This window comes from Caulobacter sp. P1_D6 (assembly GCF_056406095.1).
Genome location: NZ_JBFUAW010000008.1, coordinates 311,735 through 331,342, shown reverse-complemented (window position 1 = coordinate 331,342; position 19,608 = coordinate 311,735). Strand labels below are relative to the sequence as shown.

The following is a 19,608-nucleotide window of genomic DNA, read 5'->3' as shown; positions in this document are numbered from 1 at the left end:
CCAGTCGGTGGGCTTTCAGGACGTCAGCAATACCCTTCACCCACGTCCCACCAACGGCCACAAAGACGAAGATCATGAAAGCTGCAAAGATGAGCGCAGAGAGACGGTTCATAAGCGCAGCTTAGCAGCAGCGTGACCGCCATCCACCCTTCCCGGACGATCGGAATGTCCGCTCTCGGGTGGCAACGTGCGTCAGTCATGCCGCACGGACCTAGCCGGGCGGTGGCCCGCCGCATCGGGATCGATGCGATCATTCGCGAAGGCGTCGTGAGCCCTCAGGCCTGTCCGCTCTGATCGTTTTCGACGCAAAAGGCGCCATCGCCTGCTCAGGTTGTGGATAACCGATCACAGCCACGTTAACTCATGCAGCGAAAATACGGCCAAGCCCGTTCCAGACTCCGCGAACGCAAAGCTGCGTTTCCTGGAGGCTGGGCATGGCGCGTCATCAGATCCACGAGTTCCGCGACCGTCGGTCGCCGCGTCCGGTCTTCATCGTGCTGGGGCTCGGCCTGTGGCTGGTCCTGGGCGTCATCAGCCAGGCGGCGTTCCAGGTCTTGGGGTAGGACCGCGACGGCTAGGGTGATGCCGCATCTTTTGCGAGAGCATGGCCCTATGTACCGTTCAAGATTGCAGGCGTACTCTGCCGGCAAGGCACGCGCATGACGTGTCCGCTGGGAGAAACGCGATGCGTGACGGGCTCTCTCGCCGGTCGCCGGAGCCGCATGTGGCGGGGATCAACGTGGTCCTTGTGGATGTGGCTCTGTGGCTGCTCCTGGGTATCGCCGCCCAGGTCGCGATCCGCCTGATCCGCTGAGCGGGGCGGCGCCGCCCCAGGCGTCCCAGCAGGCGAACTTCTCCTCCTCGGTCATGTGCTCGTCCGACTGGCCCCAATCTGGCTGACCAAAGCAGGCGCGCTTGTAGCGGCGATCCTCGGCCGCCTCCCAGGCGCGACGCGCGCGACGGGCCGTGGCGGGATCCAGATACTCGCCGCCGCCCACCCGCCAGCGGGGCTCCACCGTCCTGGAGAGGTCGGACCCGGTCGCGGCTGGAGCCGTGGCGAGGGGCTCGACGTCCGGCGGCGGCGGGAGGCGCGGCGAGGCCGTCGAGGTCGGCGCCCCCGCCCGGCGCGCGGTCGGGGTCCGCCGCCGGTCGACCCTGGTCTCGCGCGGGTCCAGGGTGACCAGGACGGCGGGCGGATCGACCATCGGCGGCGCTTCGGGGACCAGGGTCAGCAGGGCCAGCAGGCCGGCGTTGACCGCCATGCCGACCCCGCCGGCCGCCAGCCGCGTTCTCCACCGCCCTCGCGCGATCATCGACCGGCTCCGCCCGCTTTCGCCCGAAGGTTGTGTGGAGCCGACGGGCCGATTTACGGCGGCGCTTAGGCCGATTGTGGCGGAGCTTGAGCCGGCCCACGAAATCGCTACACCGGTCGCATGTTCCGCCAGCGCCCCGACGCCGATCTGATCGTTCAAGGCTGGGTCGTCGGCGTGATGGTCGAGATCGCGGGCGAACGCCTGCCGGTCCGCCACTACTTCGCCGTCGGCAAGCCCGACCGCGCCCAGGCCGAATGGGCCGCCGTCGACCTGGCCATGCAGACCGGCCCCGTCGCCTCCAGCCCCTCGGGCGGCCGCGAACCGGTCGAGGCGTTGCGCGAGGTCGTGGCCTTCAAGATGCGCGAACTGGGCCTGAAGTCCGGCGAGGCGCGGGCCCTGGGCGACAAGTTCCCGAGGCGCTGGCTGCCGGCGTAGGCTGGGGACATGCACTTGTGCGTGTCGGCGAGGCGCGGCTGAAGGCGATCGTGCCCGGGATCTGAGGCCCGGCTTCGAAAAACGGCTGTCATCCCGGGCGGAGCAAAGCGAAGACCCGGGACCGACGCCTGAGCGCGGCGCTTCGGGGCGGTCCCGGATCGGCGCGCTGCGCGCTTGTCCGGGATGACAAGCTCTATTGAAAGCTTGGGGTTGGGCTTCCCTTCCACGCCCGCCCAAGCCATCCTCAGCGCCAAACAAACGTTGGAGGGGATGTCGATGTCACGGAAGCTTTGGGCCGCGCTGGGCCTGATCACGATGCTCGGCCTGAGCACGACGGCCTGCGCCCGCAATTCGGCCACCCCGCCGCCGGTGCCCAACGACTATGCCAAGGAAGAGAACTGGCTGTGCCGGCCCGGCCGCCAGGACGCCTGCGCCGCCGACCAGACCGCCACCGTGGTCCAGGCCAACGGGGCGACCAGCGTCGAGACCTTCAAGGCCGACCCCAACGCCCCGATCGACTGCTTCTACGTCTATCCCACCGTGTCGTCCGACCCGGGCGGCAACAGCGACATGACGCCGGACCTGCCGGAAAAGGCCGTGGCCGACCAGCAGTTCGCCCGCTTCGGTTCGGTCTGCAAGCTGTACGCCCCCAGCTACCGCCAGGTGACCATCGCGGCCCTGCGCAAGGTGATGATGGGCCAGGCCTCGACCGGCGACGGCGAGCTGGCCTATGCCGACGTGCTGGCCGCCTGGAAGGACTACCTGGCCCGCGACAATCACGGCCGCGGCGTGGTGCTGGTCGGCCACTCGCAGGGCTCGCGCGTCCTGCTGCGGCTGATCAAGGAGGAGATCGACGGCAAGCCGGTGCAGAAGCAGCTCGTCTCGGCCCTGATCCTGGGCATGAACACGCCCGTCGACCCGGTCAAGGACAGCTACGGCTCGCTGCCCCTGTGCCGCAAGACCGGCCAGATCGGCTGCGTGATCAGTTACGTCTCGTTCCGCGCCGACGTGCCGCCCCCGGCGACCAGCAAGTTCTTCGGCAAGGTCGCCGAGCCCGGCATGAAGGCCGCTTGCGTCAACCCGGCGGCCCTGGCCGGCGGCTCGGCGCCGGTGCGCAGCTACTTCAGCGACCGCACGATCATGGGCACGGCCATGCGCCCGGCCACGGTCTGGGCCAAGGACGTGACGGTCTCGACGCCTTATGTGGAGCTGCCCGGCCTGGTCTCGGCCGAATGCGTCAGCAAGGACGGCTTCGACTACCTGGCCGTGACGGTCCACCCCGACAAGGCCGACGCCCGCGCCGACAACATTCCCGGCGACCTGCTGGTGCTGGGCCAGCCGCTGAAGGACTGGGGGCTGCATTTGGTGGACGTCAACCTGACGATGGGGGATCTGGTGGCCGTGGTCGGGGAGCAGTCGAAGGCTTACGTGGCGGCCGCGAAGTAGGTCAGCGGATCACCCACTTGCCCCCACCTGACCGCTGCGCGGTCTGTCCGCCCCCAGAGGGGGCGGAGGACGCGCCTCTTCCCTCTTTTGGGGGAAGACGGTCGCGAAGCGGCCCGTAGGGGGCAAGTGTTCGCCGCACGAACACTTGCCCCCTAGTCTCGTCAGTCCCTGGTCACGCTCTTGAACACCGTCACGCCCAGGACGGCGAAGATGATGAAGCCGATCAGGAACAGGAAGAACAGGATCTTGGCGATGCCCGCCGCCGCGCCGGCGATGCCGGTGAAGCCCAGGGCGCCGGCGATCAGGGCGACGATCGCCAGGATGATGGCCCACTTCAACATGGTCGTTTCCTCAAAAGCACTGGCCCGCCCGTCGCGAGCTTGGATCACGCAAACGCGGCCTTGAGGCGCACTGTTCCCTTTGGCGCCCCCATCCGCGCCTTGTGTTCGCCGCCCTGGCTGGGTAACCCACTGACATGGCCTCCAAGCCCGAAAGCCCGACCGAACCGTTCAAGCGCGCCCTGGCCCACGCGGCGCGGTCGCTCGCCGAGACCCCCGACCTGGAGGTGGTGTTCTCGGGCGAGGGGCCCAGCCTGATCGGCAACCGGGCGGTGCTGCCCCATCCGCCGCGCGACCTGAACGCCAAGGAGGCCGCCCGCATCCGCGGCCTGGCCGACCAGATGGCCCTGCGCCTGGCCCACCACGACGCCGCCAAGCACGCCCGCGCCCGCCCCAGCTCGCCCGACGGCCAGGCGGCCTTCGAGGCCATCGAGCAGGCCCGGATCGAGGCGATCGGCGCCAACAACCTGGGCGGCGTGCGCGCCAACCTGACCGCCGCCCTGGAGGCCCGTCTCGAAAAGCAGGGCCTGACCCGCGCCGTCGCCACCGACCGCCAGTCCGCGCCCATGGCCGAGATCCTGTCGCTGCTGGTGCGCGAGCGCCTGACCGGCGACGCGCCGCCCGACGGCGCCAAGGCCCTGGTCGACATCCTGCGCGCCGACATCGAGAACCGGGCCGGCAAGGACCTGGACCGTTTGGCCGCCGCCATCGACGACCAGGCCGCCTTCGCCAAGGTCACCCGCGAGATCCTGCGCGACCTCGACCTGGGCGAGGACATGTCCGACGCCACCGAGCAGTCCGACGAGGACGAGGGCGACGAGGACCAGAACACCGAGGCCTCGGAAGACGATTCCGGCGAAGGCGAGGGCGAGCAGTCCGACGGCGCCCAGCCCGAACAGGCCGAGACCTCGGACCGCGAGTCCGAGGCCGGCGACGAGGAGATGGTCCAGTCCGAGCAGGACGGCGAGGCCGAGGACACCGAGGAAGCCCCGGAGATGGGCGACGGCGCCAAGCCGGCCCGTCCCGACCCCGGCGCGGGCGGCGCCAACGAGCCGAGCTACAAGGTGTTCACCACGGCCTTCGACGAGGTGGTGCCCGCCGAGGACCTGTGCGACGCCGACGAGCTGACCCGGCTGCGGGCCTATCTGGACCAGCAACTGGCGGCCTTCTCCAGCGTGGTCTCGCGGCTGGCCAACAAGCTGCAGCGCCGCCTGCTGGCCCAGCAGAACCGCGCCTGGACCTTCGACCTGGAGGAGGGGATGCTGGACGTCGCCCGCCTGACCCGGGTGATCATCGACCCCACCGCCCCCCTGTCGTTCAAGCAGGAGGAGGACGTCGAGTTCCGCGACACGGTCGTCACCCTGCTGATCGACAATTCCGGCTCGATGCGCGGCCGGCCGATCATGGTGGCCGCCGTCTGCGCCGACATCCTGGCCCGCACGCTGGAGCGCTGCGCGGTCAAGGTCGAGGTGCTGGGCTTCACCACCCGCGCCTGGAAGGGCGGCAGCGCCCGCGACGAGTGGATCAAGGCCGGCAAGCCGCCCGCGCCGGGCCGCCTGAACGACCTGCGCCACATCATCTACAAGAGCGCGGATGCGCCTTGGAGAAGGGCCCGCAAGAACCTGGGCCTGATGATGCGCGAAGGGCTGCTGAAGGAGAACATCGACGGCGAGGCCCTGATGTGGGCCCACCAGCGCCTGATCGGCCGGCCCGAAGCCCGCCGCATTCTGATGGTGATCTCGGACGGCGCGCCGGTGGACGACTCCACCCTCAGCGTCAATTCGGGCCACTATCTGGAGCGCCACTTGCGGCAGGTGATCGCCGAGATCGAGACGCGGAGCCCCGTCGAGCTGATCGCCGTCGGCATCGGCCACGACGTGACGCGCTACTACCGCCGGGCGGTGACCATCGTCGACGTCGAGCAACTGGGCGGCGCGCTGGTCGACCAGCTGGCCGGGCTGTTCGACGAAGAGCCCAAGGCGGTGAAGCGGGCGAGGGGGCTTCTGGCCGCCCCGCCGACCGTCCAGCCGTCCGCCCCGAAACCGGCCCGCAAGGTTCCCGCGTGATCGGACTGCGCGGCTTCCTCGCGATGGGCCTGGTGTCGGTGGCGCTGGGCCAGTGCGCCAAGGCCCCGCCGCAGCCGGCCGTCCTGCCGGTGGCCCCGGTCAAGGTCGGGCCCGAGATCAGCCTGACGACCACGCCCGTGCCGCTCAGCTCGGCCAACCCGCCGCCCGTTTCCATCGGCCGCTTCGTCTATGCCGGCGGCGTCGCCATCAGCAGCCCGGACACCCAGCGCCTGCATGGCCTGTCGGACCTGAAGTTCGACCCCGACGGCGGCATGGTGGCGATCAGCGACGACGGCGACCTGTTCGAGGCCCGGCTGAAGCTGGACGAGACCGGCCGCCTGATCGGCTTGACCGACGGCAAGCTCTCGCCGCTGAAGGGCCTGGACGGCCAGCCGCTGCAGGGCAAGGCCCGGTCCGACGCCGAGGGCCTGGCGATCCTGGCCAACGGCGACCGCCTGGTCAGCTTCGAGCGCGAGCACCGCATCTGGCTCTATCCGCGCCAGCCGGACGGGACCTACGGCCTGCCGCGCGCGGTCAACAAGCCCGCCACCACCTTCCCCGACAACGAGGGCATGGAGGCCCTGACCGCCTATCCGATCGCCGGCCCCGACGCCTATCTGGTGGGCGGCGAGGAGGGCGAGGTGTGGCTGTGCAAGCTGTCGGCCCCGTGCGTGGGCCTGGCCCCGCAGTCGCCGCCCGACTTCACCTGGGGCCTGACCAGCTTCGCGGCCTTCGAGGGCCAGTCGATCGCCAGCCTGTTCCGCGCCTACGACCCGATCCGCGGCTGGCGCGGCCAGGTGCGCTTCGTGATCGACCCCCGCGCCCCGGCCGCCAAGCAGTTCCTGGCCGCCACCCTGACCCTGGACGGAGCGGTCAGCCGCGACAATTTCGAGGGCGTGGCGCTGAGCAAGAGCTCTTCGGGGGCGACGCGGATCTACATCCTGTCGGACGACAACGACGCCCCGCAGGAACGCACCCTGCTGATGGCGTTCGACTGGACGGCGCCCCCGCCTCCGCCGCCGGGACCGCCGTCGACGAAGAAGCCGGCGCGGCGCCGGTAAGCTAACGTCGGCCGGCCGTGACCGTGGTTTTGAGCAGCCGGAAGCCGATCAAGCCAAGGCCCAGCGCCCCGAAGACCAAGCTGGCCGCGCAGGCGAAATTCAGGATAACGACCGGGATGAAGGCTCCCCAATGCAGCGCACCAGTGGCCGGGTCGTGGAACTCGCCTTGATTGTTGTTGTCCAGCGCCATCTTTCCGCAGAGCGATGCGAACGAAAGGCCTGAGGCGAGGGCGATCCAGGCGAAGGTTTTGAGCGGTTTCATGCGGCTATCCTGGCGCCGACCTGTCGAGACATCGTGCAGGGATTATGGAATGGGCTGAGCACACTTGCCTCCGACCACTGTCATCCCGGGCACAAGGCCCGCGATGACCGCGTGTTGAGTTAAGCCCTCGCGATCCCGTCCAGCGCCGCCATCGCCTCATCCGGCAGGACCAGTTCCGCCGCCGCGAGGTTCTCGCGCAGGTGGGCGACCGAGGAGGTGCCGGGGATCAGCAGGATGTTGGGCGAGCGGCGCAGAAGCCAGGCCAGCGCCACCTGCATCGGCGTGGCGTTCAGACTCGCGGCCACCCGCGACAGGGCGTCCGACTGCAGCGGGCTGAACCCGCCCAGCGGGAAGAACGGCACATAGGCGATCCCGTCTTCGGCCAGGGCGTCGATCAGCGCGTCGTCGTCGCGGCGAGCCAGGTTGTATTCGTTCTGCACGCAGACGATCTCGGCAATCCCGCGCCCTTCCCGCACCTGGGTCATGGTCGCGTTGCTGAGGCCGATGTGGCGCACCAGGCCCTGCCGCTGGAGGCTCGCCAGCACTTCGAGCCACTTGGCGATGGAGCCCTCGGCGGGTCCATGCATGTCGAACATGATCCGCAGGTTGACGACGTCCAGCGTCTCCAGGCCCAGATTGGCCAGGTTGTCGTGCACCGCGCGTTCCAGCTGGTCGGCTCCGAAGGCGGGCTTCCACGAGGCGTCGTCGCCGCGCGTCGCGCCGATCTTGGTGACGATCGTCAGGTCATCGGGATAGGGCGCCAGCGCCTCGCGGATGATCTGGTTGGTGACGTGCGGACCGTAGAAGTCGCTGGTGTCGATATGGTCGACGCCGGCCGCCACCGCCTCGCGCAGGACGGCCAGGGCCGCGTCCCGGTCGCGCGGCGGGCCGAACACGCCGGGGCCGGCCAGCTGCATGGCGCCGTAGCCCAGCCGCTTCACCGTCCGGTCGCCGAGGGTGAAGGTTCCTGCGTGATCGATCGCTCGCATGTTTCGTCTCCTTTGAAGGTGACCCAAGTTAGGGATCGGCGGACCTTCCGATAACCGGGCGTAATCGGCACGGGCTGTGCGGATTTGCGAACAATGCGGTCGTCGCGCGCGAAGGACTCAGCACCCTGGCGATCGCCGCCCGCCGCGCCCATTTTATGGGCGCCCGGAGGTAGTTTCTTTTGAAACTCAATATTTTAATTCAAACGACAACGTTGTCATGTTACCGCTACCTTAGATGACTGAGCAGGGCGAGATCCCAACGGTCATCAGAGGAACGCGTCGGGAGGTGGTTGAACCCCAACCCCCTTTCGGAAGTAAACATCATGAAGACTCTGTTTGTCCTGGCCGCTTCGGCCCTCGCCCTGACTACCGCTTCGTCGGCCTTCGCCGGCGAGCAGCACGTCAAGGTCCGCGGCCGCACCGACGCCGCCATCCACGCCGACATCGTCTCGGCCGCCTCGTCGATCTGCCGCGAAGACCTGGGCGGCCGCGCCGACGACCTCTACGCCTACTGCGTCCGCGAAGTGACCCGCGACGCCGTCCTCAAGGTCGGCAGCCCGACCCTGAAGGCCTATGACCGTCAGGCGTTCCGCGCCAACGGCCTGATCAAGGCCAGCTTCTAAGACTCTGTCCGAGGCGGCGGGATTTATCTCGCCGCCTCACTCCTCTCCCGTCTCCCCGGCGAAGGCCGGGGTCCAGGTGAAGCCATGAGCTGCTCTGGATGAATCTGGGTCCCGGCCTTCGCCGGGAAGACGGGAAGAGGATGTGCTGCGTAGATGCGAACGATCCATTTCAGCGTCATTTCGTGTCAATCGGTTTTGCGACCGCACTGCAACATAACCGTTGATAAGTGACGTGCGGCAAGTTATAGCTTGAGCAAGGCGGCAGAGCGGGCGAGATCCTGGACCAGCCGCCCACGGGGAAACGCATTTCGGACGGGTTGAAAATCAACGCTGTCCTGGAATCCGTCCCATGATCCGCACCATCGTTCTGGCCGCCTCGGCCGCCGCCCTGTTCGCCGCCGCCCCCGCCGGCGCCGCCGAAATCCGCATCAAGACCGCCGGCAAGGCCCCGGCCGAGCTGCGCGCCGAGATCGTCAAGGCCGCCTCGACCGTCTGCTGGCAGAACGTCCGTGGCGAAACCCTGGCCACCTACCTCTACCCCTCGTGCGTGCGCGCTTCGGTCAACGACGCGGTCAGCAAGCTGAACAACCCGGACCTGGTCGCCTACAACAGCGCCAACCCGGCCGTCTTCTCGCGCTAAGGCCAGTACCGCTTACAGTTCGAGGGGGCGGCGTACCGGCCCTCTCCGCCTTTGACGTGAGCAGGAAGAGCCCTCCCCGGCGACGGGGAGGGCTTTTTCGTGGGCGTCCGCGCCCGGGAGGCTATTTCTCGGCCTGCGACTGAACCAGCGGCATGGCCGAGGCCACCTTCAGGTCGACGGCCATGCTGATGCGGCGGTCGATCTGGAAGAAGCTCGCCGCCTTCACCCCCGGCAGCGCCTTGCCAACGATCGGCACGTATCTGGCGCGCAGGGCGGTCGTCTTGGCGTCGATGTCCACCCAGCGGGCGATGAAGTCCGCCGCCGTCTTGTCGTCGTACTTGCCGAAGGTGTTGACGTATTCGGCCACCAGGGTCGCCTGGCCGTCCCTGATCGCGGCCGTTTCCGCGGCGTACCGGTCGTAGATCGGCCAGAACCGGGTGGCCTCCGCGTCGGTCAACACCAGCAACGAGGCGGTCAGCTGCTTCTTGGACGACTGCAGCTCGGCGCGCAGATTCGCGAGGTCGGCGGCGGTCAGCGGCTTGTCCGCCGCGGCGGCGGCCGGGTCGGCCTGGGCGTGGGCCGGAGCCTGGGCCAGGGTGACGCTTGCGCCCAGCAGCAGCGCGACGGCGAGGGTCTTGAGGGTCATGAAATGCTCCTGGGAGAGCCCCAGGGAACGGAGCGTCGCCGCCGAAAGCATCTTCAAGGGACCTGGGCGCCGCAATCGGGGTTTACCCGGTCAGGCGGCAGGGTTTTGCCGGGGGCTGGGGATCGGAGAGGCAGGCGCGCCTCCGGAAACGGTCCGGAGGCGCGCGCCGTTCAGCGTCGTTTAGTACTGGCGCGGCGTATCGCCCAGGCCCGGGGCCGACTGGGCGCGGCGACGCTCTTCGTCGTCGATCACCGGATCGAGGCCGGCGTCCGAGAACGAGCGGTCCTCGGCGGCGTAGAGGCCGCGTTCGCGGCGCACCTGCTCGGCGGTATAGGGGGCGGCCTCCTGGTCGAACCGCGACCAGCCGTCCGCGCGATAGGCCTCGCCTCGCGTCCGGGCGTCGATCCCGCGCCGGCCGTTGAGGATCTGCTCGATCCGAGCCGCGTCGTCGTCATCGGCCTTGACGCTGACCAGGGTGCCGCCGCGACGGACGCCCTCGGAATAGACATTGGCCTCCTCGTCGGTGTGGCCGGCTTCCTTCAGCGCGCCCAGCAGGCCGCCGGTGGCCGCGCCCGCCACGGCGCCGATCGCCGCGCCGACGGCGGTGGAGGCCAGCCAGCCGGCCGCCACGACAGGGCCGAGGCCGGGAATCGCCAGCATGCCCAGGCCGGCCAGCAGACCGGCGCCGCCGCCGATCAGGCCGCCGGTGGCCGCGCCTTCTCCGGCACCCTCGGCCGCTTCGTTTTCGCCATCGCGATTGGCGTCGCCCAACGGGCCGGCGTCGCGTTTGCCGTCATGCCAGTTGTCGCTGTTGTTGGAGACCAGGCTGATGCGGTCGCGATCGACGCCGCCGCGTTCCAGGTCCTCGACGGCGCCGAGGGCTTGGGTGTGGGTGTCGTACAGACGGGTGATGGTGCGGCTCATGGTCGTGTTCCTCGAATATCTTTTGATGGGTGTGTCGATGGGGGGCGGCGCGACCTAGAGCGCGGTGACGGCGCCCTTGTAGTCGACCGAGACGGTGACCGACTTGCCGTCCTTGGTCGCCGGTCCCTGCCACAGGCCGTTGGTGTTCTGGGTCAGGGCGCCGACGCCGGTGTAGCCGGCCGACTCGATGGCGCTCTTGGCCTGGGCTTCGGTGTAGGAGCTGGCGCCGGGGGTGGGGCCGCTCTCGCCGGTGGTCGGGGTGGTGTCGACCGCTTCGTTGCGCGGCGCTTCCGAGGTGGAGACGGCCGGACCTTCGGTGCGGTCCTTGCCGGCGTCGGCCTCGGTCTTCGGGCCGCAAGCGGTCATCGTCGCCGCTGCGAGAGCGACGGCTGCTAGGGTTCTGATCATCGTGTTGTGCTCCCAAAAGTGGGATAGGAAGCCCCCGCCGGTTGGGTTTGTTCCAACCGTCAGCACGAGGTTTTAGAGCTTTCGACCCCTAAGTCGGAAGGGCGACAGACGGGCGCTCAGCTGACTTCGCGGACCTTCAAACGCGAAAAGGCCCGCGAGGCGAACCTCGCGGGCCTTACGTCGGTCGAAACCGAGAAAGTCTTAGGCGGCGGCGACCGCGGCGGCCTTGGCCTTGGCCTTGACCTGCGTCTTGATCTTCAGGGCGCGCGGCGACAGCTGCTCGTCCTTGGCGTTCAGCAGGAACACGTCCAGGCCACCGCGGAAGTCCAGGGTGCGCAGGGCGGCGTTGCTGATGCGCAGCTTGAAGGTCTGACCCAGCGAGTCCGACTGCAAGGTGGCGGGCGACAGGGCCGGCAGGAAGCGGCGCTTGGTCTTGATGTTCGAGTGGCTCACATTGTGGCCGACCATCGGACCGATCCCGGTGAGTTCGCAACGGCGCGACATGGTGGATACCTTGGCTTGGGCGAAGCTAGGGCTCCGCGACATGAAATTTCGGCCACGCGAGGGACGGACCGCCGCGCGAGAGCGGGCGATATAGGCGAAGGGGGCTTGCCGAGTCAAGCCGCGCGGCGCCCAACCCGCCGAATGTAAGCCGCCCAAACATGGCCATCAGACGCGGTTCATCTGCCGGCCTTATATCGTCCCCTATATAGAGACGAGCTGATGAGAAGGAATCCCATGCGCCTGCTTGCTCCTGTCGCGGCTTCGGTCGTCACCGCCTGCGGCCTGCTGGCCGCCAGCGCCGCCGTCGCCCTGGTCGGACCCCAGGAGGCCGACGCCAAGGCCCCGGTGACCACGATCCTGACCGGCCAGTGGGAATACAATACGCGCTTGGGACCGATTCCCATCGACAGCGACCTGCACTGCCTGACCCAGAAGGACGTCGAGAACTTCAATCGCGGCATCTGCCTCAAGCGCTACACCTGCGACTACGACACCCGCGTGGTGGCCGACGGCAAGATCGCGCTGAAAGGCACCTGGACCGACAAGAAGGGCCGCGTGGCCCCGGTCAACGCCAAGGGCTCGTACACGCCCGAGAGCTTCACGATCGCGGTCAACGGCAAGACGGTCAACGGCCTGCCCATGGCCGCCACCCTGAACGCCAAGCGCGTCGCCGCCACCTGCCCGGCCAGCTAGGGGGTGAGTTCGCGTAACGGCGATTGCCAAGCTCGCGCTGGAGGTCTGGCGCCAGTCGATGGCCGAGGCCGTGGAGACCTGTCGCCAGGCGTTGGGCGCGGCGATCGACCTGGGCAAGACGATCTCGCCCTGACGCGCGCGATCCGGGAAATGATGCGAGCCGCCTGAGGGCGTGACCCGATAGCGGGCCCGTCCCGCCGAGGGTTCTCTGTCGCGAGCCGACAGGAGCCTCGCCATGACGAAGCCAGCCGCGACCTAGTCCCGGGAACAGCTGGCCGAGCGCACCGTGCACCGGCGGGCGGTCGAGGCCATCAACTGGGGCATTCCGGCGGTCAACACCGAGCTGATGTTCCAGGCCGCCTTCAAGGCCGGCGCCCAGGCCAACCAGATCGTCTACTGGTCGCGCCTGCTGGACTGGAAGAACCAGACCCTGACGCCCAATCCCGACACGCTCTATCTGATGCCGTTCGTCGACACGACGGAGGCCGGGCCGATGGTGCTGGAAATCCCGCCGGCCGAGGGTGGCTCGATCACCGGCTCGATCATGGACCTGTGGCAGGTCCCGCTGGAGGACGTCGGGCCCGCCGGCGTCGACAAGGGGCAGGGCGGCAAGTACCTGATCCCGCCGCCGGGCTGGGCGGAGACGCCGCCGGAGGGCTACATCCTCCTGCCGTCGCAGACCTTCAAGGGCTACGCGCTGCTGCGGTCGATCCTGAGCAGCCGCGACGAGGCGGGCATCGAGGAGGCCGTCGCCTACGGCAAGCAGGTCAGGCTCTATCCGCTGTCCCAGGCCGCGAATCCGCCCGAGACGGTGTTCGTCGACGCGGCCGACGTCCTGTTCGACAGCGTCATTCCGTATGACGCGCGGTTCTTCCAGTCGCTGGACCGGGTGGTGCAGGGCGAGCCGTGGCTGGAGCGTGACCGGGTGATGATCGACATGCTCAAGTCGCTGGGTCTCGAGACGGGCAAGCCCTTCGCGCCCGATCCCGCGACGACCACGATCCTCGAGACGGCGGGCCAGGAGTCCCTGGCGCGCTTCGACGTGCTCTACGAGACCCTGTACGAGCCGCACGCCCCTGGCGCCCGCTGGTTCCTGCCCGCCGACAAGGCGATGCTGGAGGGGGCCGGCAACGGCTTCACCACCCCCGGCACTTACCCGATCGATGCGCGCGGCACCGCCTACTACTGCGCCTTTAGCGGCATCAAGCACATGGGAGCGGGCCAGTTTTACCTGTTCGCCACCCGTGACAAGGACGGCCAGCCGCTGGACGGCGACGCGGCCTACCGCCTGCACGTGCCGCCCAACCCGCCGGTCCAGCAGTACTGGTCGGTGGTGCTGTACGACTTCGCCACCCACGCCCTGATCCGCGACATGGCCTGGGCCAGCCGCTCCTCCCAGTCGCCGGGCCTGCAGACCCGGTTCGACGGCTCGGTGGACGTGTTCTTCGGCCCGAAGGCGCCGGAAAGCGGGGAGTCCAACTGGATTCCCACCAAGGCCGGCGGGCGGTTCGAGGCGCTGGTCCGCTTCTACGGACCGACCCCGCCGCTGTTCGACAAGACCTGGGTGCTGCCCGATATCGAACGACTGGGCTGACCCTGGCCGAGGGAACGTCCGGCGAGAAACGCCGCCATGCCGATTGTGGTTAATCCGAATTAAGCTACAATAGCTTGTAGGGAACAAACACTGAATCGGGCGAAGTCGCTGATTCGGTCATGATTCGTTTCGCTCGTGTTCGGGCCAAGGTTAGCTGGCGTTAACCGGTCAAGCTCCCAGTCCTCACGCATCTTCCAGGACCTCACCTGACCGGCGCCTCCAGGGCGGTCGCGACCAGCTGGGTGTCCATGTATTCCGTCAGCGAGGCGATCTTGTCGCCGGCCATGCGGCACACCCAGCAATAGGTGTTGTCGTAGCGCTTGCCGGCTTTGGTGGTGACCTTGCCCCGGCATTCGACCACCACCGTGTCGCCCTCGGCGATGATCGCGTCGGCGACGTTGACGTACTGATCGGCGAACTGGGCGAACAGCGGGGTCAGCAGGTCGCGGCGGATGGCGGTCTTGCCGGTGTAGACGCCGCTCCAGGCGTTGGTCCCGATCATCCGCCAGACGGTGGTCTCGTCCAGGCTGTCGAGGAACAGGCGGGCGTCGCCGCGCGCCAGGCCGTCGAAGATCCGTTGCATCAGGTGTTTATGGTCGGTCGCGCTCATGGCGGCTCTCCGGGTTCGAGTGGAGCCCCATGATCCGGCGATAAGCATCATTCATCCAATCGATGCTTATGATGATCTATATTCGTCGCATGAACCTGACCGGCCTCGACCTGAACCTCCTGGTCGCCCTCGACGCCCTGTTGGCCGAGGGCGGCGTCAGCCGCGCGGCCCAGCGCCTGAACCTGTCGCAGCCGGCGGTCAGCCACGCCCTGCGCCGCCTGCGAGAGGCCACCGGCGATCCCCTGCTGGTGCGGGTGGGACCACGCATGGAGCTGACGCCCCGCGCCCAGGCCCTGCGCGCGCCGCTGGCCCAGACGCTGGACCAGGTGCGGGGGCTGTTCCAGGCCCAGGGCTTCGACCCGGCCACCAGCGCGCGCGGCTTCCGGCTGATGATGCCCGACCTGTGCGTCGACCTGCTGATGCCCGCCGTGCTGGCCCAGGTCGCCGCCGCCGCGCCGGGCGTGCGGCTGGACGTCGTGCCCTGGCGCGGCCCGGCGGTGCTGACCCCCGACTTCGCCCGCACGGTCGACCTGGTGGTGGCCTGGACCGGCGAGGCCTATCCCGGCTTCCACCGCCAGACGCTCTATACCGACCGCGACGTCCTGGCCGTGCGGCGCGGCCATCCCGACATCGGGCGGCTGTCGACCCTGGAGGGCTTCAACGCCGCCCGCCACGTGGCGGTGGTCGGAGCGGGCGAGCGCGACGACGCCATCGAGCCCTTCCTGCGCCAGAACGGGATCGAGCGCCGCATCGCCCTGGCGGTGCCCAGCTACCTGCAGGCTCTGCGGATGACCGCCCGCTCAGACCTGGTGGCCTTCGTGCCCGGCCGGCTGCTGGCCGCCCTGGCCGGGCCGCTGGACCTGGCGCGGGTCGAGCCGCCGATCGATCCGGGCGAGGACCAGCAGTACCTGTTCCACCCGGTGGTGGCCCAGATGGACCCGGGCTCGGCGTGGATCAGGGAGCTGGTGTTGCGGGTGGGCAGGGGGCTTTAGGGCGTTGCTCGCTTCAGCTAAAGGCGAACGATTCCCACTCCCGTCTTCCCGGCGAAGGCCGGGACCCAGATTCATCTGGAGCGTCTCGTGGGTTTCACCTGGGCCCCGGCCTTCGCCGGGGAGACGGAAAGAAGCAACGGCCAGCGAGGTCCTAGAGAAGTCGGACGATGGCGGTTTGAACTACCGCCCCCGCTGCGGGGCCACCGAGAACTCCATGTCGAACAGGGTCGGCGCGTCGTTGGTTTTGGCCCGCTCGATGGTCAGCATCCGCGCCTTGGTCTCGACCCCGCCGGGGGCCGAGAAGCCGCCGCTCTTGCCGTCGGCGCCCAGCACGCGGTGGCAGGGGACGATGATCGGCCAGGGGTTCTCGCCCAGGGCCTTGCCGACGGCGCGGGCCGCGCCGGGATCGTCCCCGGTCTTGGAAATGGCCTTGGCGACCTGGCCGTAGGTCAGGGTCTGGCCGGGCGGTATGGCGCGGGCGATCTCGTAGACCCGGCGGTTGAACGGCGAGACGACGCTGAAATCCAGCTCGACGTCGGTCAGGTCGTCGCGCCCGCCGGCCAGCAGGTCGTTGATCCGCTCGATGACGCGCTGCACGGGCGGCGGGGGCGGGGAGGTCTCGACCGCGTCCGGATAACGGCGGCGCAGGCGGGCCCAGGCGGCGCCGGGCGCGGCCTCGGGCAGCTGGGCCCCGACCAGCCCCTGCTCGCCCCAGGCCAGGCCGCACAGTCCGATCGGCGTTTCGAAGAGCGTGAAGCCTTGTTCCATGACCCAAACATAGCATCGCTGTTGCGCGGATCGAGCGGCGCCCTACGATTTCCGTTTCTTGCTGTCGGGAGATCTTCGTGCGCCGCACCTTCGCCCTCGCCGCCCTGTTCGCTGTCTCCAGCCTGGCGACCGCGAACGCCGGCGACATCCTGATCCACGGTGGTCCGATCCACACCGGCGTCGCCGCCGCGCCGACGGCCCAGGCCGTGCTGATCCGCGACGACAGCATCGCCTTCGTCGGCGACTTGGCCGCCGCCAGGGCCAAGGCCGCCAAGGACGCCCGCGACATCGACCTGAAGGGCGCGGCGGCCTTCCCCGGCTTCGTCGACGCCCACGCCCACCTGACGGGCATCGGCCTGCGCGAACTGACCCTGAACCTGGACCAGATCGACTCGGTCGAGGCCCTGGTCGCCGCCGTGAAGGCCTACGCCGCCGCCCATCCCGACGGTCCGATCTTCGGCCGGGGCTGGATCGAGACCCACTGGCCCGAGAAGCGCTTCCCCAACCGCGCCGACCTGGACCGCGCCGCGCCCGGCCGGGTGATCGTGCTGGAGAGGGCCGACGGCCACGCCTCGGTCGCCTCCACCGCCGCCCTGGCCAAGGCTGGGGTGACCAGGGACACCGCCGCCCCGGCCGGCGGTCAGATCCTGAAAGGGGCGGACGGCGCGCCCGACGGCATGCTGATCGACCACGCCCAGAACCTGATCGCCGCCGTGATCCCGCCGCCGTCGCAGGCGCTCAAGCGCCAGGCCCTGGAAAAGGCCGGCGCCCTCTACGCCTCGCGCGGCTGGACCGGCCTGGGCAACATGAGCGTCGAGGCGCCGGACCTGGCGATCCTGACCGGCCTGGCGGCCGACCGGAAGTTCAGCCTGCGCGTCGACAACTACATGGACCCCAGCGGCGCGGCCGAGGTGCTGGCCAAGGGGCCGTTCGCCGACTCGACCGGCCTGATCCGGGTGCGCGGGATCAAGCTTTATATGGACGGCGCGCTGGGCTCGCGCGGCGCGGCGCTGCTCGAGCCCTACAGCGACGCCGAGGGCCTGGGGCTGCAACTGACCCCGCGCGACAAGGGCCTGGCCCTGATGAAGCAGGCCAAGGCCGTGGGCGCCCAGGTCGCCATGCACGCCATCGGCGACCGCGGCAACCGCATGACCCTGGACTGGTTCGAGCAAAGCCTCGGCGGCGACACCATGGCCCGCTGGCGGATCGAGCACTCGCAGATCGTCGCCGACACCGACGTGCCGCGCTTCGCCAAGCTAGGCGTGATCGCCTCGATGCAGCCCAGCCACGCCATCGGCGACCTCTATTTCGCCCCCGCGCGCCTGGGCAAGGACCGGCTGCACGAGGGCTATCGCTGGAAGGACTTCCTGGACAGCGGCGCGGTGATCGCCGCCGGCTCGGACGCCCCGGTCGAGGTCGGCGACCCGCGCATCGAGTTCTACGCCGCCGTCTACCGCCACAGCCTGACCGGCTTCGCCAACGCCGACTGGCATCTGGACGAGGCCGTCAGCCGCGACCAGGCCCTGCGCATGCTGACCTGGGCCCCCGCCTACGCCGCCTTCGCCGAGAAGGACCGCGGCACGCTGGAGGCCGGCAAGAAGGCCGACGTCACGGTGTTCTCCAAGGACCTGATGACGATCGCCCCGCCCGAGATCCTGAAGGTCGACACGGTGCTGACCGTGGTCGACGGCAAGGTGGTGTTCGAGAAGTAGGCTACCGCCGCGTCCGCTCCACCATCTCGCGCACCGCGTCGATCACCGCCTGGGGCTGGTCCAGTTGGATCTGGTGGCCGGTGTTGGGCACGGTGACGACCCGTCCGCCGGGCGCGGGCGCCTGCGCGGCCTGCTGGGCGGCGGCGTCGCCGATCAGGCCGTCGAACACCGCCTGGTCCATCGCCGGCGGCTTGGCGATCGGGCGCTTGAGCAGGATCACCGGCAGGTCGGCGGCCAGCGGCGGGGCGGCGTTCCACTGCACCTCGTCGGGCCGGGGCGCGGTCGGCGTCTCGCCGCCGAAGCTGAGGTCTTCCGACGAGGTCGCCGCCTGGGTCTGGGCCCGGGCCAGCTGGCGATCGGTCTCGGCGTGCAGGACCGGGTCCTCCAGAGGCGGGTCGTCCAGGCACGCCGCGTCCGAAGCCCGGCCGGGAACCAGCTGCCCGGCCTTGGCCAGGTCCAGGCAATGGCGATAGCGCGCCACCTGCTCCAGCCGGGAGGCGTCGCGCTTGGCCATGGTCTCGGGACCCAGCAGCTTCAGGAAGAGGTCGCGCCGGTTGAAGGTCGAGGGATCGACCAGCACCAGGCCAGCGACCTGTCCGGGGCGCGTGCGGGCGTAGTAGCCGACATAGAGCCCGCCCAGCGAATGGCCGACCAGCACGGGCTTGCCGAGCCCGGCGGCCTTGATCAGCCGCTCCAGATCGGCGGCGTTGTTCACGAGGTCGGACGGATGGTCGGCCGCATCGCTGAAGCCAAGGCCGGCGCGGTCATAGGAACAGGCGGTGGCGAAGGTCGCGATCCGGGCCTGCACCTTGCGCCAGGTCATGGTGGTGTCGCTGAAGCCGGTCTCCATCAGCACGACCGGGCCCTTGCCCTCGCAGAACAGGTTCAGCCTGCGGCCGCCCCCGACGTCGATCAGCCGGGCGGGCGCGGTGTAGGTCGCCGACGGGATGACCTCGGGAGCCTGGGCTTTCGCCGCGCCGGCCAGCGCGCAGGCCGCCAAGACCGCGGCCCCGATAGGATGTCTCATGCTCGCCCCCGTTTCGGGAGAAGCTAAACCGGCGAATGGGGTGTGATCATGGCGCGGGCACGCGCCCCTAGCGCACGATCGTCGCCTGCCGCGCCGTCAGCAGCCAGGCCTCGCCCTCGGGCCGCCACAGCTCGGTGAAGCGGCGGCGCACGGTCTGGCCGGCCAGCGGGTTCTTGCCCTTGGGCACGACGGTCTCCTCGCCCATCAGCAGCACCATGTCGCCGCGCAGGGACGCGTGCTCGATCAGCCGTTCGTACTGGCTGTAGCTGATCTTGCCGTCGGCGTTCAGCTGGCGGACCACGGCGCGCGGAGCGCAGATGTTGACCGGGTTGTTGACCACCAGCTCCGGCGCCAGGGCGGCGGCGAACACCGCGTACTCGTCGGCGACCAGGGCCGCGTCCACCTTCTCGACGGCGTGCATCACCGCGGCGATCTTCGTGTCGCGCAAGGCCTCGTGAACCTCGGGACTGGCGGCCTTCCATCGGGAATTCTGCACGGCACGAGCCTCCGGTCGATGACTTGAAGGGCTGACGTCGAACCATAGGCCTCGCGGGAGC

Annotated in this window: 23 protein-coding genes; 11 read left to right on the top strand and 12 right to left on the bottom strand. The window is 69.3% G+C overall.

Annotated elements, in window-relative coordinates; all coding sequences use genetic code 11:
• The first annotated feature begins 434 nt into the window (after window positions 1-434).
• Window positions 435-563 (top strand): hypothetical protein, encoded by a 129-nt coding sequence (locus AC1DYP_RS06315; protein WP_477045617.1) that lies wholly within the window; start codon window positions 435-437, stop codon window positions 561-563.
• Between the two features lie 171 nt (window positions 564-734).
• Here AC1DYP_RS06315 and AC1DYP_RS06310 read toward each other — a convergent pair whose 3' ends face one another.
• A complete protein-coding gene (locus AC1DYP_RS06310) occupies window positions 735-1,313 on the bottom strand; it encodes a hypothetical protein (protein ID WP_477045616.1) in 579 nt (192 codons plus the stop codon).
• Between the two features lie 120 nt (window positions 1,314-1,433).
• Between AC1DYP_RS06310 and AC1DYP_RS06305 the strand changes: the two genes are divergently transcribed.
• Together AC1DYP_RS06305 and AC1DYP_RS06300 are read left to right on the top strand one after the other, a co-directional pair.
• Window positions 1,434-1,748: a hypothetical protein gene (locus tag AC1DYP_RS06305; RefSeq protein WP_477031510.1), complete on the top strand. Its 315-nt coding sequence runs from the start codon at window positions 1,434-1,436 to the stop codon at window positions 1,746-1,748.
• 276 nt (window positions 1,749-2,024) lie between these two features.
• The gene (locus tag AC1DYP_RS06300; protein ID WP_477045615.1) at window positions 2,025-3,194 is read left to right on the top strand and encodes a DUF3089 domain-containing protein; all 1,170 of its coding nucleotides are present in this window, start codon (window positions 2,025-2,027) and stop codon (window positions 3,192-3,194) included.
• A gap of 161 nt (window positions 3,195-3,355) precedes the next feature.
• On the opposite strand, the gene AC1DYP_RS06295 is transcribed toward AC1DYP_RS06300, so the two are convergent.
• On the bottom strand, window positions 3,356-3,535 hold the full coding sequence (locus AC1DYP_RS06295; protein ID WP_056436239.1) for a DUF1328 domain-containing protein: 180 nt from the start codon (window positions 3,533-3,535) through the stop codon (window positions 3,356-3,358).
• A 134-nt stretch (window positions 3,536-3,669) separates the two neighbouring features.
• On the opposite strand from AC1DYP_RS06295, the gene cobT reads away from it, so the two are divergent.
• Together cobT and AC1DYP_RS06285 are read left to right on the top strand one after the other, a co-directional pair.
• A complete protein-coding gene (gene cobT, locus AC1DYP_RS06290; protein WP_477045614.1) occupies window positions 3,670-5,598 on the top strand; it encodes a cobaltochelatase subunit CobT in 1,929 nt (642 codons plus the stop codon).
• Window positions 5,595-6,659: an esterase-like activity of phytase family protein gene (locus AC1DYP_RS06285; protein ID WP_477045613.1), complete on the top strand. Its 1,065-nt coding sequence runs from the start codon at window positions 5,595-5,597 to the stop codon at window positions 6,657-6,659. The genes cobT and AC1DYP_RS06285 overlap by 4 nt, the downstream gene beginning before the upstream one ends.
• A gap of 1 nt (window position 6,660) precedes the next feature.
• On the opposite strand, the gene AC1DYP_RS06280 is transcribed toward AC1DYP_RS06285, so the two are convergent.
• The gene (locus AC1DYP_RS06280; RefSeq protein ID WP_477045612.1) at window positions 6,661-6,921 is read right to left on the bottom strand and encodes a hypothetical protein; all 261 of its coding nucleotides are present in this window, start codon (window positions 6,919-6,921) and stop codon (window positions 6,661-6,663) included.
• A gap of 119 nt (window positions 6,922-7,040) precedes the next feature.
• Window positions 7,041-7,910 carry an aldo/keto reductase family oxidoreductase gene (locus tag AC1DYP_RS06275; RefSeq protein ID WP_477045611.1) on the bottom strand — a complete coding sequence of 290 codons (870 nt, stop codon included), beginning with the start codon at window positions 7,908-7,910 and terminating at the stop codon, window positions 7,041-7,043.
• A gap of 323 nt (window positions 7,911-8,233) precedes the next feature.
• On the opposite strand from AC1DYP_RS06275, the gene AC1DYP_RS06270 reads away from it, so the two are divergent.
• Window positions 8,234-8,533 (top strand): hypothetical protein, encoded by a 300-nt coding sequence (locus tag AC1DYP_RS06270; protein WP_477045610.1) that lies wholly within the window; start codon window positions 8,234-8,236, stop codon window positions 8,531-8,533.
• A 349-nt stretch (window positions 8,534-8,882) separates the two neighbouring features.
• Window positions 8,883-9,173 carry a hypothetical protein gene (locus AC1DYP_RS06265; protein WP_477031518.1) on the top strand — a complete coding sequence of 97 codons (291 nt, stop codon included), beginning with the start codon at window positions 8,883-8,885 and terminating at the stop codon, window positions 9,171-9,173.
• A 121-nt stretch (window positions 9,174-9,294) separates the two neighbouring features.
• Here AC1DYP_RS06265 and AC1DYP_RS06260 read toward each other — a convergent pair whose 3' ends face one another.
• The 4 genes from AC1DYP_RS06260 to rpmB all read right to left on the bottom strand — a co-directional run bounded on the left by AC1DYP_RS06260 (window position 9,295) and on the right by rpmB (window position 11,655).
• Window positions 9,295-9,819 carry a hypothetical protein gene (locus tag AC1DYP_RS06260; protein WP_477045609.1) on the bottom strand — a complete coding sequence of 175 codons (525 nt, stop codon included), beginning with the start codon at window positions 9,817-9,819 and terminating at the stop codon, window positions 9,295-9,297.
• 180 nt (window positions 9,820-9,999) lie between these two features.
• Window positions 10,000-10,743, bottom strand: coding sequence for a hypothetical protein (locus AC1DYP_RS06255; RefSeq protein ID WP_477045608.1), 744 nt, complete (start codon window positions 10,741-10,743; stop codon window positions 10,000-10,002).
• Window positions 10,744-10,797: 54 nt separating this feature from the next.
• The gene (locus AC1DYP_RS06250; RefSeq protein WP_477045607.1) at window positions 10,798-11,151 is read right to left on the bottom strand and encodes a hypothetical protein; all 354 of its coding nucleotides are present in this window, start codon (window positions 11,149-11,151) and stop codon (window positions 10,798-10,800) included.
• A 201-nt stretch (window positions 11,152-11,352) separates the two neighbouring features.
• A complete protein-coding gene (gene rpmB, locus AC1DYP_RS06245) occupies window positions 11,353-11,655 on the bottom strand; it encodes a 50S ribosomal protein L28 (RefSeq protein WP_477031522.1) in 303 nt (100 codons plus the stop codon).
• Between the two features lie 234 nt (window positions 11,656-11,889).
• Here rpmB and AC1DYP_RS06240 point away from each other — a divergent pair, with 234 nt between their 5' ends.
• Both AC1DYP_RS06240 and AC1DYP_RS06235 read left to right on the top strand, forming a co-directional pair.
• Window positions 11,890-12,348, top strand: a complete 459-nt coding sequence (locus AC1DYP_RS06240) for a DUF3617 domain-containing protein (protein ID WP_477045606.1) — start codon at window positions 11,890-11,892, stop codon at window positions 12,346-12,348.
• A 286-nt stretch (window positions 12,349-12,634) separates the two neighbouring features.
• Complete coding sequence (locus AC1DYP_RS06235) at window positions 12,635-13,942, top strand: DUF1254 domain-containing protein (protein ID WP_477045605.1); 1,308 nt, start codon at window positions 12,635-12,637, stop codon at window positions 13,940-13,942.
• Between the two features lie 202 nt (window positions 13,943-14,144).
• Here the strand turns inward: AC1DYP_RS06235 and AC1DYP_RS06230 are convergent, their stop codons facing one another.
• A complete protein-coding gene (locus AC1DYP_RS06230) occupies window positions 14,145-14,552 on the bottom strand; it encodes a nuclear transport factor 2 family protein (protein WP_477045604.1) in 408 nt (135 codons plus the stop codon).
• 71 nt (window positions 14,553-14,623) lie between these two features.
• Here AC1DYP_RS06230 and AC1DYP_RS06225 point away from each other — a divergent pair, with 71 nt between their 5' ends.
• Complete coding sequence (locus AC1DYP_RS06225; RefSeq protein WP_477045603.1) at window positions 14,624-15,544, top strand: LysR family transcriptional regulator; 921 nt, start codon at window positions 14,624-14,626, stop codon at window positions 15,542-15,544.
• Window positions 15,545-15,724: 180 nt separating this feature from the next.
• On the opposite strand, the gene AC1DYP_RS06220 is transcribed toward AC1DYP_RS06225, so the two are convergent.
• Window positions 15,725-16,312 (bottom strand): methylated-DNA--[protein]-cysteine S-methyltransferase, encoded by a 588-nt coding sequence (locus AC1DYP_RS06220; protein ID WP_477045602.1) that lies wholly within the window; start codon window positions 16,310-16,312, stop codon window positions 15,725-15,727.
• 77 nt (window positions 16,313-16,389) lie between these two features.
• Between AC1DYP_RS06220 and AC1DYP_RS06215 the strand changes: the two genes are divergently transcribed.
• The gene (locus AC1DYP_RS06215; RefSeq protein WP_477045601.1) at window positions 16,390-18,024 is read left to right on the top strand and encodes an amidohydrolase; all 1,635 of its coding nucleotides are present in this window, start codon (window positions 16,390-16,392) and stop codon (window positions 18,022-18,024) included.
• Between the two features lies 1 nt (window position 18,025).
• Here the strand turns inward: AC1DYP_RS06215 and AC1DYP_RS06210 are convergent, their stop codons facing one another.
• Both AC1DYP_RS06210 and AC1DYP_RS06205 read right to left on the bottom strand, forming a co-directional pair.
• Window positions 18,026-19,051, bottom strand: coding sequence for an alpha/beta hydrolase (locus AC1DYP_RS06210; RefSeq protein WP_477045600.1), 1,026 nt, complete (start codon window positions 19,049-19,051; stop codon window positions 18,026-18,028).
• Between the two features lie 67 nt (window positions 19,052-19,118).
• Window positions 19,119-19,547 carry a nuclear transport factor 2 family protein gene (locus tag AC1DYP_RS06205; protein ID WP_477031529.1) on the bottom strand — a complete coding sequence of 143 codons (429 nt, stop codon included), beginning with the start codon at window positions 19,545-19,547 and terminating at the stop codon, window positions 19,119-19,121.
• Window positions 19,548-19,608 lie beyond the last annotated feature (61 nt).

Coding starts and splice junctions, on each gene's coding strand:
- AC1DYP_RS06280 (WP_477045612.1), bottom strand. CDS start 6,921: ATGAAACCGCTCAAAACCTTCGCCTGGATCGCCCTCGCCTCAGGCCTT.
- AC1DYP_RS06255 (WP_477045608.1), bottom strand. CDS start 10,743: ATGAGCCGCACCATCACCCGTCTGTACGACACCCACACCCAAGCCCTC.
- AC1DYP_RS06270 (WP_477045610.1), top strand. CDS start 8,234: ATGAAGACTCTGTTTGTCCTGGCCGCTTCGGCCCTCGCCCTGACTACC.
- AC1DYP_RS06305 (WP_477031510.1), top strand. CDS start 1,434: ATGTTCCGCCAGCGCCCCGACGCCGATCTGATCGTTCAAGGCTGGGTC.
- AC1DYP_RS06225 (WP_477045603.1), top strand. CDS start 14,624: ATGATCTATATTCGTCGCATGAACCTGACCGGCCTCGACCTGAACCTC.
- AC1DYP_RS06310 (WP_477045616.1), bottom strand. CDS start 1,313: ATGATCGCGCGAGGGCGGTGGAGAACGCGGCTGGCGGCCGGCGGGGTC.
- AC1DYP_RS06300 (WP_477045615.1), top strand. CDS start 2,025: ATGTCACGGAAGCTTTGGGCCGCGCTGGGCCTGATCACGATGCTCGGC.
- AC1DYP_RS06275 (WP_477045611.1), bottom strand. CDS start 7,910: ATGCGAGCGATCGATCACGCAGGAACCTTCACCCTCGGCGACCGGACG.
- rpmB (WP_477031522.1), bottom strand. CDS start 11,655: ATGTCGCGCCGTTGCGAACTCACCGGGATCGGTCCGATGGTCGGCCAC.
- AC1DYP_RS06240 (WP_477045606.1), top strand. CDS start 11,890: ATGCGCCTGCTTGCTCCTGTCGCGGCTTCGGTCGTCACCGCCTGCGGC.
- AC1DYP_RS06210 (WP_477045600.1), bottom strand. CDS start 19,051: ATGAGACATCCTATCGGGGCCGCGGTCTTGGCGGCCTGCGCGCTGGCC.
- AC1DYP_RS06265 (WP_477031518.1), top strand. CDS start 8,883: ATGATCCGCACCATCGTTCTGGCCGCCTCGGCCGCCGCCCTGTTCGCC.
- cobT (WP_477045614.1), top strand. CDS start 3,670: ATGGCCTCCAAGCCCGAAAGCCCGACCGAACCGTTCAAGCGCGCCCTG.
- AC1DYP_RS06230 (WP_477045604.1), bottom strand. CDS start 14,552: ATGAGCGCGACCGACCATAAACACCTGATGCAACGGATCTTCGACGGC.
- AC1DYP_RS06315 (WP_477045617.1), top strand. CDS start 435: ATGGCGCGTCATCAGATCCACGAGTTCCGCGACCGTCGGTCGCCGCGT.
- AC1DYP_RS06250 (WP_477045607.1), bottom strand. CDS start 11,151: ATGATCAGAACCCTAGCAGCCGTCGCTCTCGCAGCGGCGACGATGACC.
- AC1DYP_RS06220 (WP_477045602.1), bottom strand. CDS start 16,312: ATGGAACAAGGCTTCACGCTCTTCGAAACGCCGATCGGACTGTGCGGC.
- AC1DYP_RS06295 (WP_056436239.1), bottom strand. CDS start 3,535: ATGTTGAAGTGGGCCATCATCCTGGCGATCGTCGCCCTGATCGCCGGC.
- AC1DYP_RS06260 (WP_477045609.1), bottom strand. CDS start 9,819: ATGACCCTCAAGACCCTCGCCGTCGCGCTGCTGCTGGGCGCAAGCGTC.